At 45.5% G+C, this 15,597-nt stretch carries 17 protein-coding genes; 7 read left to right on the forward strand and 10 right to left on the reverse strand.

What is annotated here, in order from left to right:
- From B3L97_RS06095 to radA, 5 genes are all read right to left on the reverse strand, one after another.
- A partial coding sequence (locus B3L97_RS06095; RefSeq protein WP_286934581.1) for a hypothetical protein occupies positions 1 to 310 on the reverse strand: 310 nt, incomplete at its 3' end.
- Complete coding sequence (leuS, locus tag B3L97_RS06100) at positions 310 to 2,796, reverse strand: leucine--tRNA ligase (RefSeq protein WP_286934582.1); 2,487 nt, start codon at positions 2,794 to 2,796, stop codon at positions 310 to 312. The genes B3L97_RS06095 and leuS, both read right to left, overlap by 1 nt.
- A gap of 78 nt (positions 2,797 to 2,874) precedes the next feature.
- Positions 2,875 to 3,666, reverse strand: a complete 792-nt coding sequence (locus tag B3L97_RS06105; RefSeq protein ID WP_286934583.1) for a slipin family protein — start codon at positions 3,664 to 3,666, stop codon at positions 2,875 to 2,877.
- 2 nt (positions 3,667 to 3,668) lie between these two features.
- Positions 3,669 to 5,036 carry an NfeD family protein gene (locus B3L97_RS06110; RefSeq protein ID WP_286934584.1) on the reverse strand — a complete coding sequence of 456 codons (1,368 nt, stop codon included), beginning with the start codon at positions 5,034 to 5,036 and terminating at the stop codon, positions 3,669 to 3,671.
- Positions 5,033 to 6,376 (reverse strand): DNA repair protein RadA, encoded by a 1,344-nt coding sequence (radA, locus tag B3L97_RS06115; RefSeq protein ID WP_286934585.1) that lies wholly within the window; start codon positions 6,374 to 6,376, stop codon positions 5,033 to 5,035. Before radA ends, B3L97_RS06110 begins: the two co-directional genes overlap by 4 nt.
- Before the next feature lie 144 nt (positions 6,377 to 6,520).
- On the opposite strand from radA, the gene hisD reads away from it, so the two are divergent.
- From hisD to hisIE, 7 genes are read left to right on the forward strand one after another with little or no spacing between them, the layout of a single operon-like run.
- A complete protein-coding gene (gene hisD / locus B3L97_RS06120) occupies positions 6,521 to 7,777 on the forward strand; it encodes a histidinol dehydrogenase (protein WP_286934586.1) in 1,257 nt (418 codons plus the stop codon).
- A complete protein-coding gene (locus B3L97_RS06125) occupies positions 7,774 to 8,985 on the forward strand; it encodes an ATP phosphoribosyltransferase regulatory subunit (RefSeq protein WP_286934587.1) in 1,212 nt (403 codons plus the stop codon). Before hisD ends, B3L97_RS06125 begins: the two co-directional genes overlap by 4 nt.
- Entirely contained in the window at positions 8,973 to 9,623 is a 651-nt protein-coding gene (hisG, locus tag B3L97_RS06130) for an ATP phosphoribosyltransferase (protein ID WP_286846351.1), read from the forward strand. The genes B3L97_RS06125 and hisG overlap by 13 nt, the downstream gene beginning before the upstream one ends.
- Complete coding sequence (locus B3L97_RS06135) at positions 9,613 to 10,182, forward strand: imidazoleglycerol-phosphate dehydratase (protein ID WP_286846352.1); 570 nt, start codon at positions 9,613 to 9,615, stop codon at positions 10,180 to 10,182. Before hisG ends, B3L97_RS06135 begins: the two co-directional genes overlap by 11 nt.
- A gap of 42 nt (positions 10,183 to 10,224) precedes the next feature.
- Positions 10,225 to 10,947 (forward strand): 1-(5-phosphoribosyl)-5-[(5-phosphoribosylamino)methylideneamino] imidazole-4-carboxamide isomerase, encoded by a 723-nt coding sequence (locus B3L97_RS06140; RefSeq protein WP_286934588.1) that lies wholly within the window; start codon positions 10,225 to 10,227, stop codon positions 10,945 to 10,947.
- Complete coding sequence (hisF, locus tag B3L97_RS06145) at positions 10,938 to 11,702, forward strand: imidazole glycerol phosphate synthase subunit HisF (protein ID WP_286934589.1); 765 nt, start codon at positions 10,938 to 10,940, stop codon at positions 11,700 to 11,702. Before B3L97_RS06140 ends, hisF begins: the two co-directional genes overlap by 10 nt.
- A 2-nt stretch (positions 11,703 to 11,704) precedes the next feature.
- Complete coding sequence (gene hisIE, locus B3L97_RS06150; protein WP_024822502.1) at positions 11,705 to 12,340, forward strand: bifunctional phosphoribosyl-AMP cyclohydrolase/phosphoribosyl-ATP diphosphatase HisIE; 636 nt, start codon at positions 11,705 to 11,707, stop codon at positions 12,338 to 12,340.
- Here the strand turns inward: hisIE and B3L97_RS06155 are convergent.
- Genes B3L97_RS06155 through B3L97_RS06175 form a run of 5 tightly spaced genes read right to left on the reverse strand, consistent with a single transcriptional unit; the run spans position 12,337 to position 15,575 of the window.
- Positions 12,337 to 13,128: a PHP domain-containing protein gene (locus B3L97_RS06155; protein WP_286934590.1), complete on the reverse strand. Its 792-nt coding sequence runs from the start codon at positions 13,126 to 13,128 to the stop codon at positions 12,337 to 12,339. The genes hisIE and B3L97_RS06155 overlap by 4 nt on opposite strands.
- Positions 13,100 to 13,441, reverse strand: coding sequence for a serine kinase (locus B3L97_RS06160; protein ID WP_286934591.1), 342 nt, complete (start codon positions 13,439 to 13,441; stop codon positions 13,100 to 13,102). Before B3L97_RS06160 ends, B3L97_RS06155 begins: the two co-directional genes overlap by 29 nt.
- A 13-nt stretch (positions 13,442 to 13,454) precedes the next feature.
- The gene (locus tag B3L97_RS06165; RefSeq protein ID WP_286934592.1) at positions 13,455 to 14,753 is read right to left on the reverse strand and encodes a [Fe-Fe] hydrogenase large subunit C-terminal domain-containing protein; all 1,299 of its coding nucleotides are present in this window, start codon (positions 14,751 to 14,753) and stop codon (positions 13,455 to 13,457) included.
- An 18-nt stretch (positions 14,754 to 14,771) separates the two neighbouring features.
- The gene (locus B3L97_RS06170) at positions 14,772 to 15,155 is read right to left on the reverse strand and encodes an ATP-binding protein (RefSeq protein ID WP_286846390.1); all 384 of its coding nucleotides are present in this window, start codon (positions 15,153 to 15,155) and stop codon (positions 14,772 to 14,774) included.
- Positions 15,156 to 15,209: 54 nt separating this feature from the next.
- Complete coding sequence (locus tag B3L97_RS06175; protein ID WP_024822507.1) at positions 15,210 to 15,575, reverse strand: DRTGG domain-containing protein; 366 nt, start codon at positions 15,573 to 15,575, stop codon at positions 15,210 to 15,212.
- Positions 15,576 to 15,597: the final 22 nt, after the last annotated feature.

The following is a 15,597-nucleotide window of genomic DNA, read 5'->3' on the forward strand; positions in this document are numbered from 1 at the left end:
TCATCGACAGTTCTTCTTGTTTAGAAGGGCTCCCTTCGTAAACAAGAAGAACTGTCGATGACTCATCTCCTTGAAAGAAAGGGACCATTTCTTTAGGGAGGGGACCCAGATCCTCAGCAGACTCTACGACCAGCAGTTGTCGATCAACAAAAAGGCTTTGATTTTGTCCTACGGCTAGGACATCTTGCCAAAAGCCTCCTTCTTTTCTGCCAGAAAGCATGAATCCTTTTTTTTGATACCTTTCTATTGTTTCGGAAAGAAGGCGCCTCTGAGAAGCCTCAGAGGCGCTAATTATCACTATATGGGGCACTAGCCCTTCACCACCACATTAACAAGCTTATCTGGAACAACAATAATCTTCACTACGCCCTTTCCCTCTATTCGACTTCGTACCGCCTCTTCGCCCATAACCTTGTTTTGCAATTCTTCTTTTGAAAGGCCCGCAGGCAAATCTAATCTATGGCGAACTTTGCCATTTATCTGGACTACTATGGTGACTGAATCCAGAACAAGGGCAGAAGGATCAGCTTGGGGCCAGGGGAGCATGGACAGCTGCACATCATTGCCGACAAGCTGCCAGAGTTCTTCACTAATATGAGGGCAGAAAGGGTTAAGGCAAGCCAGCAATGCCTCTACTCCTTCTCTGATAAGAGCCCAATCTTTAGCGTCTTCTGGTTTACATGACGAAGTAGTATTTAAAAGTTCCATGAGCCGAGCAACAGCTGTATTAAACTGTCGTTCCTCTTCTATGTCTCGCGTTACACCAGCAATAGTCGTATGAATTTTCCTTTTGAAATCGCGACGATCCTGCTGGGTTAAACTCTCCATAGCCACTGGCTCTTTAGAAGCATTTTTTAACCCTTCGAGGTTTTCTTCTACATAACGCCAAACTCTGTTGAGGAATCGGTGGTTTCCTTCTACACCTTGCTCAGACCACTCCAGATCATTTCCAGGAGGAGCCGCAAAGAGAATAAAGAGCCGAGCCGTATCAGAACCGTATTTTTTAATAATTTCATCAGGATCTACAACATTCCCTATGGATTTCGACATTTTTGCCCCATCTTTAATGACCATCCCTTGAGTAAGAAGGTTGGTAAAAGGTTCCCGTGCCGTGCACAAACCAAGATCGGCAAAAACCTTCATAAAGAATCGAGAATAGATGAGGTGCATACAGGCATGCTCTATACCACCAATATATTGATCCACTGGCAACCAATAATCAGCGGCTTCCCGAGAAAAGGGTTTCTTATCATTCCATGGGTCAGTATAACGAAGCTGATACCATGAAGAACATATAAAAGTATCCATGGTATCTACCTCACGACGAGCAGGGCCTCCGCATATAGGGCAAACCGTATTACGCCACTCGTCGGCTTCTACCAAAGGAGACTGACCGCCTTCTTTAACCGTCAGATCTGTAGGCAGCAAGACTGGAAGGTCTTTTTCCGGCACAGGAACAACTCCACAATGATCGCAATACACCACAGGAATAGGAGCACCCCAATAACGTTGACGGGAGATAAGCCAATCTCGAATACGGAAGTTCACCTCGCGTTTGCAGAACTTCTTCTCCTCGCCCCAGTCGAGCATACGAACAATAGCTTCTTGAGTAGGCAAGCCACTAAACTCGCCAGAGTTAAAAGATAATCCGTCCTCTTCGAAAGCCTCTTTCATTGTTTCCCCGTCTAGCTTCTCTCCATCAGAGGGCTGAATAACGACTGTCACTGGAATATTATACTTTCTGGCGAACTCGAAGTCTCGCTGATCATGGGCCGGAACTCCCATAATTGCTCCCGTACCGTAATCCATCAAAATATAGTTCGCAATCCACAAGGGAGCTTCTTTGCCAGTTACCGGATTAGTGGCATAGAAACCTGTAAAAATTCCCTTCTTCTCTCCACCTACAGCCGTTCGGTCTATTTCGCTCTGGCTAATACACTCGTCTACAAAAGCCCTAATCTCAGATCCATTAGACGCTTTCTCTATAATAGTTTCTACAAGAGGATGTTCAGGAGCCAACGCCAGGAACGTAACGCCAAAAATCGTGTCAAATCGAGTAGTAAAGGTCTCGATTTGCTGGTCAAGTCCTTTCGCATGGAAAGTAAGACGAGCTCCCTCTGAACGCCCAATCCAATTTTTCTGCATTAGACGCACTCGTTCCGGCCAGCCAGGAAGATGGTCCAGATCGTCAAGAAGTTCCTGCGCATAATCTGTAATGCGGAAAAACCACTGCTCAAGATTTTTCTTCACGACTTTCGTATTACAACGCCAACAGTGTCCTTCGCTATCTACCTGCTCATTCGCCAACACTGTATTACATTTGTTACACCAATTTACCGGCGCCTTCTTCCGGTACGCCAACCCCTTCTTAAAAAACTGAAGGAAAATCCATTGCGTCCAGCGATAATAATCAGGTTCACATGTCTCTACACATCGTCGCCAGTCGTAGCTACAGCCCATCCGTTTCAACTGATCGATCATGTGTTCAATATTGTTCTTCGTCCACGTATACGGTGGAAGGCCATATTTTAGGGCTGCGTTTTCTGCAGGGAGGCCGAAGGCATCAAACCCCATAGGATGTAAAACATTGTACCCTTTCTTCCATAGGAATCGAGCCATCATATCACCAATGGAATAATTGCGGAGGTGCCCCATATGAAGAGCACCGCTAGGGTAAGGGAACATCTCAAGACAATAAAACTTCTTTTTGGAAGGATCGTTTTCTACGTTAAACGTTCCTTCTTCCTCCCATATTTTTTGCCATTTTTGCTCAATAGAATGGAAATCGTAAGCCATGCATCTGCCTCCTTGCACTCAATACATGAAATCGTATTTAGGGATTATATCCCTCAGACTTAAAATGTGCAAAAATTCTTACGACGGATCTTCCTCTTTTGCACGTCTAAGAAACGGTTTTATCAAATCCATAGGGAGCGGAAAAAACGTCGTAGAATTCTTCTCGCTGGCAATTTCTTTCAATGTTTGCAAATAACGGAGTTGTAATGTTATGGGAGAGACCTCCATCTGGCGAGCAGCTTCGCTCAAAGTTGTAGCTGCCTGCAATTCTCCCTCTGCATTAATAATCTTTGACCGCCGCTCTCGCTCTGCTTCTGCTTGTTTCGCCATCGCTCGTTTCATGGTCTCAGGCAATTCAAGTTCTTTCACTTCCACAGCGCTTACTTTGATTCCCCACGGATCTGTCCTCTCATCAATAATTTTCTGGAGAGCGCTATTGATCTTCTCTCTGGACGAAAGAACCTCATCTAGTTCCGCAGCGCCAATTACCGAGCGAAGAGTGGTCTGAGACAAAAGGCTCGTAGCCAGCATGTAATTTTCCACTTCAATAACAGAGTTAGTTGGATCCATAACCCTGAAGTAGACAACTGCATTCACCTTGATAGGAACATTATCTCGAGTAATAACTTCCTGTACTGGAACATCAAGAGTGACCACTCGAAGGTCTACTCTTATAATCTTATCGACAAATGGTATCACTATAACCAAACCTGGCCCTTTTGCCCCCGCTAGTCTACCAAGACGAAAGACGACAACTCGCTGAAATTCTGGGACTATCTTAATTGCCGATGCCAAGAAAAAAAGAAGAATAATGATAAACCCAAAAGAGCTGCCTAGATTAAAAAGGAAATATAAAAGACCATCCATCATATTTAACTCCCCTCTCTTTCGTTCAGAACAGATTCTTCCCGTTCTACAGCCACGACAAGAACCAAGCCCTCTACTTCAACAACCCGAACTGGCGTACCTGGCAAAAGTCTTTCCCCAGATTCGCTTCGCGCCTTCCAAAGCTCCCCATGGCACTTAACCAATCCATCCGGTTCCAATGCTTCAAGAACTTCCGCCCTATACCCAACAAGTCCTTCCTGACCAGAATAGGGCTGTCTCCTCATAGATTTCCAAATATATACTACGGCAACACAGAATAAAAAAGAGATGGCTACTGTCATTCCCACAATAACGCTTCGCGATACATTCAATAGCTCACCCCCTGGAGCACGGAAAAGAATTAGCCCTCCCGTCACGAGAGCTGCCATTCCGAACAAACTCAAAATACCGATCCCACCTACGAGAAGGTCAAGAATAATCACTATAACTCCCGCTAGTAGCAGAATAAGCCCTGCCCAATTAAAGGGAAGCATTCGAAGGCCATAAGCCCCCATAAGAGCCATTACAGCTCCAGATGTTCCCAACACAAATCCTCCCGGAGTCAAAACTTCCATAACAATAGCAAAAATACCTGCCGTTAAAAGGATATACGCCACATTAGGGTCAGAAAGGAACTGAAGCATTTTTTCCCGGGGAGTCATGTCTATTTTTACTATAGTAGCTCCTGAGACCGATAGCAAACGCTCTCTCCCCTGAACAACCACAGCACGTCCATCAATAAAGCGTAATAACTCTTCCTCGTCACTCGCAATGACATCTATTATATTGCTCTTCAAAGCCTCTTGAGCCGTAAAGGAGAGACTTTCCGTCACCATTTTCTCAGCAATAGAGGAATTTCGTTTCCGCATTTGAGCTAAAGATCTCATATGAGCGGCTAAATCATTTGTCACTTTTCGCTTCATCTCTTCATCGGGAACATCCTTGTCAGAAGCCACTACTGGATGAGCCGCCCCCACATTAGTCCCTGGCGCCATAGCTGCTATATGGGCAGCTTCTAAAAGGAACGCCCCTGCCGAAGCAGCTCGTGCCCCTTTAGGAGAAACCCATATCACTACAGGAAGAGGAGCATCAAGAAGAGAAGCTGTCATAGCTCTCATTGATGAGACAAGTCCACCTGGCGTATCAAGAGTAAAAACAACCGCTTCGGCCTGACTTTGCAATGATTCTTCCATAATACGACCCATATATGATTCCATGGAAATTCCTACTGTTCCTTCCAGTGGAGCTATAACAACAATACGGCCAGAGACAGTTGAAGCATTTAAAACAGTGGTCATAAAAACGAACAAAAACAAGGCCAGCAGCCACGTTCCAACTCCCTTTGCCAACTGCCACTGCTTCCAGAGTCTCACGGCATAACCTCCTTCAGAACATCTCGCAAAGTTCTTACCGCACGAATATCCATTTCGTGAGGGTATTCTCCCTTCTGCTGTGCGCTTACTATCGCTCTTTTAAACCCAAGTCGCGCAGCCTCTCGCAACCTTGTCCCAATGCGACCTACAGGACGGATTTCACCTGCCAATCCAACCTCTCCGAGGAAACAACAATCTGCGGGTAATGATCTGTCACAGACAGAGGATGCCAATGCTACTGCTACAGCGAGATCAGCTCCAGGATCCTTTATAACCAAACCACCAGTTACATTCATATATATATCAAAAGAACTGCTGGGAATTCCACCTCGTCTTTCGAGCACAGCTACAAGAAGATGAACCTTATTAATATCTATGCCCCTTGCCGTTCGTCTGGGGTATGGGAAACTCGTAGCGTTCGCCAATCCCTGAATTTCCGCCACAAAAGGAACTGATCCTTCCATAACCACCGTCATCGCTACTCCAGGCACAGAAACATCTGCCTTATTCCAATACAGCCCGCTGGGATCATCTACAGTCACGAGGCCTTGCTCCGTCATTTCAAAAATTCCAAGCTCATCGGTATTCCCGTATCTATTCTTTGTTCCTCGAAGCATACGATACGCCGACACATCGTCGCCAAAAAAAAGGAGAACTACATCTACCATATGCTCCAATAACATAGGACCGGCAATACGCCCTTCTTTCGTAATATGCCCTACCATCACAAAAGGAACATGTACTCCTTTAGCGCGATCCATGCACCGTTGCGCCACAGCTCGGACCTGAGAGGGTGTGCCCGGCCAGCCAGACTCTTCTGGATCTTTCATGGCCTGTACGCTATCAAGTACTATTAATTGATGGCCTTCTATGTGGGAAAGAGCCGTTTCCACATCACTATCACAAAAAAGATCCACATTTTTATTCACAGCATGGAGACGTTTGGCTCTAAGAGCCACTTGAGAAGCAGATTCCTCCCCTGAGATATAAAGCACGCGTTTCCCCTGGTCAGCCATAGCTCCGCACACCTGCAAAAGCAAAGTAGATTTACCTATTCCCGGCTGTCCGCCAAGAAGCGCCACTCCTCCTGGCACCCATCCTCCTCCTAGAACACGATCAAGCTCTAAAATTCCTGAAGGAATACGGGCTGGCGGTTGCACGTCAATAATATTCATTGCCGCTGCAGGTGACGTACGAGAACTCCCCTTCCCTAGCCCCTCCATCTCCTCTTTAACGTACGTTCCCCACATGCCACAAGCAGAACACCGTCCTACCCATGTAAGACTTACATTCCCGCAATTGGAACATACATATCGTGCTCCACCATCTTTTTTCGCCATTTCATCGTCCCTCTCATAGAAGTGACTAAATTGTATCCTTATTTTTTTTACATGTCGATACTTTACAGATATAGAAGATCATGATAACATGCCATTCAAATTAATTATCACATTATCATTTTACCATGATAAAGGATGGCATACATGCGCTATATAAAACAACCTCAAGTAGTTTCTTGCGATGGGAACAACACCTTTCAGCACGTTACACAAAATATTGTTATGCGGGTGCAAGAGGAAGGTTGGCCTGCTGTGAAAGAATATGCCCGCGATTTCGATAATCATAAAGGGTCTTTTTACGTCTCCAAAGAAGAAACGAACCAGGCCCTATCCTCTCTTTCCTCCTCTATTCGCAGCGCCCTGGAACGAGCTATCACAAATGTGCGGATTTTTCATAAACGACAAAAAGAAATGTTCCAACCCATATTGTGCCCAATCGAAAAAGGGGTCACGGCACGCTTACGTTTTTTGCCAGTCCGACGGGTTGCCATATATGCCCCAGCTGGACGATACCCTCTCCCGAGCACTGCTATTATGGGTATTGTTCCCGCTCAGGAAGCAGGGGTTCAGGAAGTGGTCTTGTTTTCCCCACCTACAAAAGAGGGAAAACTGGCTCCAGTAATTGCGGCTACTGCTGCCTTGCTGGGCATAGAAGAAGTATGGGCTCTTGGTGGAGCTCATGGTGTTGCTGCTATGGCTACAGGAGCAGGCCCTATCAAAAAAGTCGACATGATCGTTGGCCCTGGGAATGCCTATGTTACTGAAGCTAAGCGAATTCTATCTGGCATTGTAGGAATAGATGGACTGGCTGGCCCAAGTGAGGTCCTTATTATTGCTGATAATACAGCGCACCCTCTCTGGCTAGCTGCCGATATTGCCGCTCAATCTGAACACGATCCTATGGCCACTAGCACTCTTCTCTGTACCGATGAAGACATAGCAATACAAACACTTAAAGAATTGAATAAATTATTAGAAACCCTTTCTACGGCAAATATTGCAAAACAGGCTTGGGAAACAAATGGAACCATCGCTGTATGCTCTTTAAAAGAAGCTATTATCGAATGTAATAAACTCGCCCCCGAACATCTTCAGCTTTGTGTAGATACTCCAGAGACTGTTTTAGGGGCATGCACATCCTATGGTGCCGCTTTTCTAGGAAACTGGACACCTGTTTCCTTTGGAGACTATATTGCCGGGACAAATCATACTCTCCCAACCAGCAACAGGGCCCGTTATGCAGGAGGGCTCTGGACCGGTACCTTCTTACGCCCCATGACCTCACTACATATTGATAGGAACGGGGCAGAACTTTTAGCGGAAGACGGCATGAACCTGGCCCATATTGAGGGACTCGCCGCCCATAGTCTGTCTATGGCTTTACGGAGGAGCCGTCCATGAATCGTCTACCACGAGGCTGTATCAATGTAGGGGGCCCTGTAGCTATTTCTATGGATCGCTGCAGAAAAGTTTTTATGGATCTCTTTGCTCCTTTTGGATATGAACCTTTCTGGCCATCAGTTCTACAACTTCTGGAATCGGCTTGGTCACATCTCCCGCTCCCTTTTCGACGTCGACTTATTGCTCTCAACACACCCTATGGGGAACCATGCTGCCTAAAAGCCGATTTAACTTTAGCGGCAGTCGCTTATTTCGCTTCTCACTATGCCCCCGGACAACAACCCTTACGCCTTTGTTATGCTGATCGTATTTTTAAGAAGCCCGAAAGGCATGAGAACCGTATAGAAAGCTTCCAGATAGGTGCCGAGCTTTTGGGGTGGGAGGGAGAGGGCGCCGACATAGAGATACTCTGGCTCTTATTGCAATGGCTCGACGGGATAGGACTTGATCAGAGTGTTCTTGTTATTGGCGATGTAACCTTTCTTCAGTACGCTCTGACCAACGTAAAGGCTACGGTGGCAGAGCGCCTTTCAACATACCTTCAGGAGGGGAATCTCGTAGCGTATGAAAAGGCTCTCTCTACATATGACATTCCAGAATATAGCTATAACATTCTGAAACATCTTCCCCATCTGAAAGGGGGGGAAGGCATTTTAAATAGAGGAGACAGTCTCATCGGTTCGTCGCAACATTTGGCTCCTCTACGGAAAATATTTCACACTCTTGATGATCTTGGATATGCCGAGAGAATTACCTTAGATCTGAGTCTAATTCGAGAGCTTCATTATTATAGCGGTCCAGTCTTTCATATCTATGCCTGCCCATCTGGTCCTCTGATAGGTGGAGGCGGTCGCTATGATGGGCTCCTTGCAGAATATGGGCTAGGGGGCCAAGCAATTGGCTTCGCCGTTGACCTGGAAGAAATAGCCACTCTATCTCATCATTTCTCAACGCCCCGTTCCGCCATGATATGGAGCGCACTTCTTCCGCCAGAGTCTGCATTAAAGCGTGCTTCAGCCATATTCAAACGTGGCATAAGAGGAGAAATAAGCTGGAATAATAATGAGAAGCAATCTTATGATTCAGCTAAAGAAAGAGGCTATGAATGGTGGATCAATCTGGCAACAGAAGAGGTAACGAACCTGAAAACACACAAAAAAACGCCCCTTACACTATGGAAGAGGGGGGAGATACCATGCTCACAATAGCTTTACCAACAGGCCGCGTCATGAGAAATGCTATAGATTTTTGTGAAGAGATGGGGCTCCCAGTAGCAAAATTGAGAGAAACTGGACGTCAATTAGTTGTTCAAGAAGGGGATTTCCGTTACATACTGTCTAAACCTTCAGATGTTCCTCTTTATGTAAGCCACGGGGTTGCTAATATTGCTCTTGCGGGAAGCGATGTACTCAGAGAATGTACTGTGGATTACGTAGAACTAGCAGACACAGGGCGTGGACAGTGTCGGATCGTTATAGCCGGACCTCAAAAATTAAGAGCTCTCTTTTCTGGACACCCATCAGAGCTAATGTGGCTCAAAGTTGCTACAAAATATCCCCATATAGCTGACTCTTACTTTTCAGAAATGGGCGTTCAGGTAGAAATAATTCACCTTCACGGATCCATAGAACTTGCGCCAACTCTCGGCATGAGCGACTGTATTCTCGACATTGTTCAGACAGGAGACACGCTTAAAGCCAATAAACTAGTAGTACTTAAGGAAATAGCACCCGTCTCTCTTCGGCTTATAGCAAGCCGGCAAAGTGTCTCTTTAAAGTGGCAACAAACAATGGCTCTTCTTAAGACCATAACAAGACCGAAAGGAGAAACGTCATATGAGCACTGAACTAGAGCGGCAAAGCAGAGAAACATCCGTTTCTCTATGTATATCTATCCCAGGAGATACGTGGACTCTAGATATACCCTGCGGCTTTCTTCGTCATATGATCCATCTTTTTCTCTTTCATAGCAACATTGGGGCTATTATCAAAGCCACTGGAGACCTCGAAGTAGATGCCCACCATCTTACGGAGGATATAGGAATTCTTCTCGGCAGGGCTTTTCTGAAAGAGCTGGAAGGACAAACTATACATCGTTACGGCTGGTGCGCTATGCCTATGGATGGCTCCCTTGCTCTTGTAGCAGTAGACATTAGTGGGCGGGGACAATTCTTTTGGGATGGAACTTTCCCTACAGCCACATGTGGAGATTTTGATCTTGAGTTAGTTCCTGAATTTTGGAAGGCATTTTGCAGGGAAAGCCGCATGACAATCCATGGACGTTTGTTGGCTGTAGATAATAGTCATCATGGCACGGAGGCTCTTTTTAAAGGTATAGGGCGGGCAATGAAAGACGCCGTAACATCTACAGACAGTCTTCAATCCACAAAAGGAATACTATTATGATCGACACTCAAATATATTTTATAGAAATTGGAGAGGTTTTTCATGATTATTTATCCCGCTATTGATCTTTACAAAAACAAGGTTGTTCGACTTCGACAGGGAGATTTTAGCCAACCGGTGTATTATCCTCTCTCACCTCTGACTGCTGCCAAATCTTTTGTAGAAGCTGGAGCATCGTGGGTTCATATTATAGATCTAGAAGGAGCCCAAGAGGGGCATCCTGCCCATTTACACATAATAAAGCCTATGCGGGAACTAGGACTTTCTGTTCAATACGGAGGCGGGCTTCGAACTATCAAAGACGTAAAAGAAGCTTTTCAGGCCGGTGCTAGTCGCCTCTATGTCGGAAGCCTCATTTGTCAATACAAAGACATAGCAGAGCAGCTCTACAAAAGTTGGGGAGACCTCATTATTCCAGCTATAGACATTAAAAGAGGGAAAGTGACAGTCAAAGGATGGACAACAACTCTTCAGTATTCTCCCGCCCATCTCCTGGACTATATGTATTACATTGGCTACACCACCATGCTCGTAACAGCTGTTCAAAAAGACGGTACGGCAGAGGGTCCAGACAAAAATCTCTACATCAAGCTTAAGCAAAAATTTCCAGGCCTCTCTTTTATCGCTGCAGGGGGTATCGCTTCTCTAGTAGATATAGCAGAACTCAAAGCCATGGGATTAGAAGGAGCTGTAGTAGGACGAGCTCTTTATGATGGAATCATACATCTAAAGGATATTTTAAATGAGGTGGCTCTATGTCAATAAAACGCATTATTCCGTGTCTCGATGTAAAAAACGGACACGTCGTAAAAGGAATCAACTTTGTAAACCTAAGAGATGCTGGAAATCCTGCTGAAATGGCCCAACACTATGAGAAAGAACAAGCTGATGAATTGGTTTTCCTCGATATATCCGCCACACAGGAGGGTCGCAATACTCAAAAAGAATGGGTGAAAGATGTGTCCAACAACCTATCCATTCCTTTCACCGTAGGAGGTGGAATAGACTCACCTCTTATTGCCCAAGAACTCCTATCTCTTGGAGCCACTAAAATTTCTCTCAATACTGCTGCCGTACAAAACCCAGAGCTTATTCGTCTTTGCGTTGATCTTCTAGGAGAGGGCAAGGTTGTACTCGCAGCGGATGTTAAAGAGACCCAAAAAGGATTTTGGGAGGTCTTCATAAATGGAGGGCAAACCCCTACGGGACTTAATGCTTCCCAGTGGATGAAACAGGGAGTAGAAATGGGGTGTTGCGAAATACTACTTACGTCTATGGATCGTGACGGAACCATGAAAGGATACGATATTCCTCTCCTCTCTTCAGCAGCACAAAATCTTCCTGTCCCCATCATAGCTTCAGGTGGAGCCGGAACAAAAGAACACATACTCGAAGGACTCCAGATCGGATGTGATGGTGCTCTTGCAGCCTCCATCTTTCACTTTGGGGCTGTGCGTATTCCGGAATTAAAAAAATGGCTACAGGCTCATGATGCCTCAGTTCGCCTGAAAGAGGATTAAAAATGGATTTTTCAAAAGTATGTTTTGACGATCAAGGGCTTATACCCGTAATAGTGCAAAATAGTTCCAGCAAAGAAGTTCTTATGCTGGCTTATGCCAATCGCCAGGCATTGGAAGAAACGGAAAAGACTGGAGAAATGTATTTCTGGAGCCGCTCCAGACAAAAACTATGGCATAAAGGAGAAACAAGCGGCAATACGATGAGAGTGGCAGGTCTTAGTCTCGATTGCGATGGCGATACGATTCTAGCGGAAGTGGAACCAGCCGGTCCTGCATGTCATACAGGGGCACGAACTTGTTTTTTCCGATCCTTACTTGAAAATACAATATGCTCTGCTCCTCATAAATACACAGCCCATTTTTTGGAGAAGCTTTGGTTTTATTTAACTGAACGCCAACATCACGACCCTTCCAAAAGCTATACAGCTCAACTCATTCAATCTGGGAAGAAAAGAACCGCCCAAAAAGTAGGAGAAGAAGGGGTGGAAACAGCGTTGGCTATTGCCGCTGGAGATACGGAAGAGGTCATCTATGAAGCTGCAGATTTAATCTACCACCTCATGGTAGGATTGCTTTCTGCCCATGTTTCTTTTTGGGACGTAATAGAGGAACTAAAAAGACGCCATAAAACTGCTTAATTAGGCCATGGGGAAAGAACACATCGCCCTTTTTTTTTGCCGAGGGCCAACACAATTTCATCAAAAGACGCCTCTGCTAAAAGGAGTACGGAACCATTCTCTGCTACGAGGCTCTTCAGCCAGTGAGAATCGGAGGATCGTAAAAAAGTCCTTCCCGGATACTGAGCCTGAAGTGCCTCTACTTCATTAGGGAAACATCGCCAGGAGATTTCAAGAGCATCGACAGGAAAGGATGATGGGATTGGTCCCAAAACAGCAGGATAGGAAAAAGAAGGCCGATCAATATGAGCCAAAATAACAAGGCCACCCTGTCTTTTCGCTTCAAGAGCTACCTCATCTACAGAATATCCAACCCCTTGGACTAAGAGTATCTCCTCTTCGTAAAGAATATCGTTCTTCTCAGAAATAACCAATTGATCTCCAAATATCTCGGGGCGATTGTGGATAAAAGGCATACGCTTCCAAAGCCAATTCTGAAAGATTTCCGCCGTTTTATAATCTCTAAAGAGGGTAACGATATGAATATCTTCTATTGTCTGGACCTCTATACCTGGAATAACCACAGGATTACTTTGTGCTGCCCTAAGCACAGCAGGTACATTCAAAGCAGAATTATGATCTGTTACAGCTATAATCTCTATCCCCTCTCTCCGGGCCTTCAGCACGATGTCTGGAGCACCCATTTCCAGCTCGCCACATGGAGAGAGAACCGTGTGGATATGAAGATCCACATGAAAAGGTTTAAGTGGCATGGAGATCTTATACAGATGCCCGCAATCCCATTTCATATAATTGCCCGCATATTTCAAAAACAGGCAAGGGAGAACATGCCAGAGTCAATTGTTCCTCGCGGCACCTCTCTATTAAATCTTCTGCTGGGCGACGTCCTGTGCCTATGATAATCAAGGGAATATCTTTTAAAACAGCAACTGCCGCTATATTCAAATGAGTCTGGACAGTGATCCATACCCATCTTTCTTTTGCCGAGGCCATGACAAAACTTAATAAATCGCCAGCAATAGCTCCCTCTACATTTACATCCTCTCTACCTTTTGCTACAACTTCAAGACTAAGTTTCTCTACTACAGTCTGAGTATTCAAAATCGCCCCTCCTTTACGAGCCAAAAGCATGAGGCACTCTCCCTGACAAATTAGAAATCTCTTTACTCAAGTCAAGAATTCGTTCACGAAGCTTAAAAATGCAATCCGTCATTTCACCCTTCCCTCGCACTATATCTTCAGCCATGGCTCGACAGGATGGACGACCACATGAGCCACAATCAATATGGGGTAATTCCGCATAAATAGCATTCATATCTTTGAGCTTCGCCATCGCCTCACCTAAGTCGCTAGAAAGAGGAAGCCTCTGTTTAGGTTCAATTGTCTGTTCCAACTGCCAAATCCCTTTTTCATACCAACTGATGATCCGAGCCATTTCTTCCTCAGAAATGCTCCAATCCATCTTCATGTCGTCTATACGCAATCGTGAAAGGAACCGGGACTCATGAGTACCTACCCCTCCAATACACCCTAAATCACATGCCCGGCACTCCACGTAATCCACCCCTCCCAGACGTCCTAGCTCAAGCTCAGTTAAAAGATCCATGGTGTTTCGTAACCCCGATACTGCCACAGTGCGTAAGGGGCGATGGGAAAAAGATGCCACGTGGCGAGACTCTCCACCGGTTATAGACCACTTCAACCACCGATCATTTGTTTTATGAAGAACCTCTCCAGAAACTTTGGGGCTTCCAGCAAGAATGTCGTGGACAACCCGTCGAACCGACACAGTATAAGCGATAGTACTCAACTCTCGTCCTACAGGGTTTCGAACAAGAGTCATTTTCGCAGGACAAGGCGCAATGAGGGTAATATCATCTTTTCGTTCCGTAGCATCTCGCCATAAAGCAACACTTGACTCCAAAGGGGATTCTACAGGCACCAAACGACCGGTAAGTTCGGGGAAATTGATCTGGATCAATCGTATAACTGCAGGACAGTAGGTAGAAATCAAAGGGAGGCGCTCTACTTTTTCAGATTCTATAGAGCGGGCAATGGCATATGCCGCTACATCAAATGCCATTGCTTCATACTCTAGAACATCCTCCATTCCATCAGATTCCAAAGCCTCTTTAACAAGGGAAGGAGACTCATATGAACCAATTTGCACATAGAAACAAGGATCTGCAATAAGAACAAGCTTTTTCTGGGATCTGAGAAGTTCCCACTCGTCTTCATTGAGAATTATGGCTTTTTCTCGACACTTACGAATACACTCACCACAATCGATACAGAGATCTGAAATTATGTGGACACAGCCGGTAAATACCCGCATCGCTTCAGTGGGACACGTTTTAATGCAATTCGCACAACCTCGGCACCGTACCTCCTGAACCCTGACTCCGCCAGCCATGAGAATACCCCCTTCTCTCTAGCCCTTGTGAAAGAAAATAGTGGCGCTTAAAACAGTTCCCTTCCCTATCACAGAGTCAATCTTCATCTTATCTGAATGCCGTTTAATGTTAGGAAGCCCCATCCCCGCGCCAAAGCCCAACTCTCGCACCTCATCTGAAGCAGTGGAATATCCTTCCTGCATAGCCAGATCTATGTCGATAATGCCTGGCCCCGTATCGATCGCCCATATTTCAAGACGATCTGTATACACAGCTAATCGAATAGTCCCCCCACCTGCATGAAGGACAAGGTTCATTTCTGCTTCATAAGCAACAATAGAGGCGCGGCGGATAATATCTGAGGCAATACCCAACATTTTCATCGTAGCTTTGAACTGGGTAGAAGCTTCGCCTATAGCCATAAAATCCCGTCCTGCCACAGTATATTCTTCTATGTACGGCTCCTGTACCAAAACCTACACCTCTCTGGCAGGAATATCGCAGGGCAGGACTCCCTCTCTATAGAGAATTCCACACGTCTCGAACATACTGTTATGGCATAAAATTACAGGCATTTCCAGCTGAGCAGCTAATTTCACCGCCCCTTCCTGCGGTCGTTTCCCACGTACAAATACTACCGCTGGAATATCAAGCATTTGTGCCGTACGAATAATCTGTACATTTGTGAGCCCTGTAAGAAGCAAGGATCCAGGTCGTGCAAAAGCTAAAACATCGCTCATAAGGTCAGCTCCATAAGCATATTCAATCTCTATTGTATCGAGCAAATTTTCACCATACAATATTTCGCCATGAATGTGCCTTACTACTTCACGAAGTTTCATCCCCCCAACCTCCCACCTCTCT

This window comes from Aminobacterium sp. UBA4834 (assembly GCF_002400205.1).
GTDB classification, from domain to species: domain Bacteria; phylum Synergistota; class Synergistia; order Synergistales; family Aminobacteriaceae; genus Aminobacterium; species Aminobacterium mobile.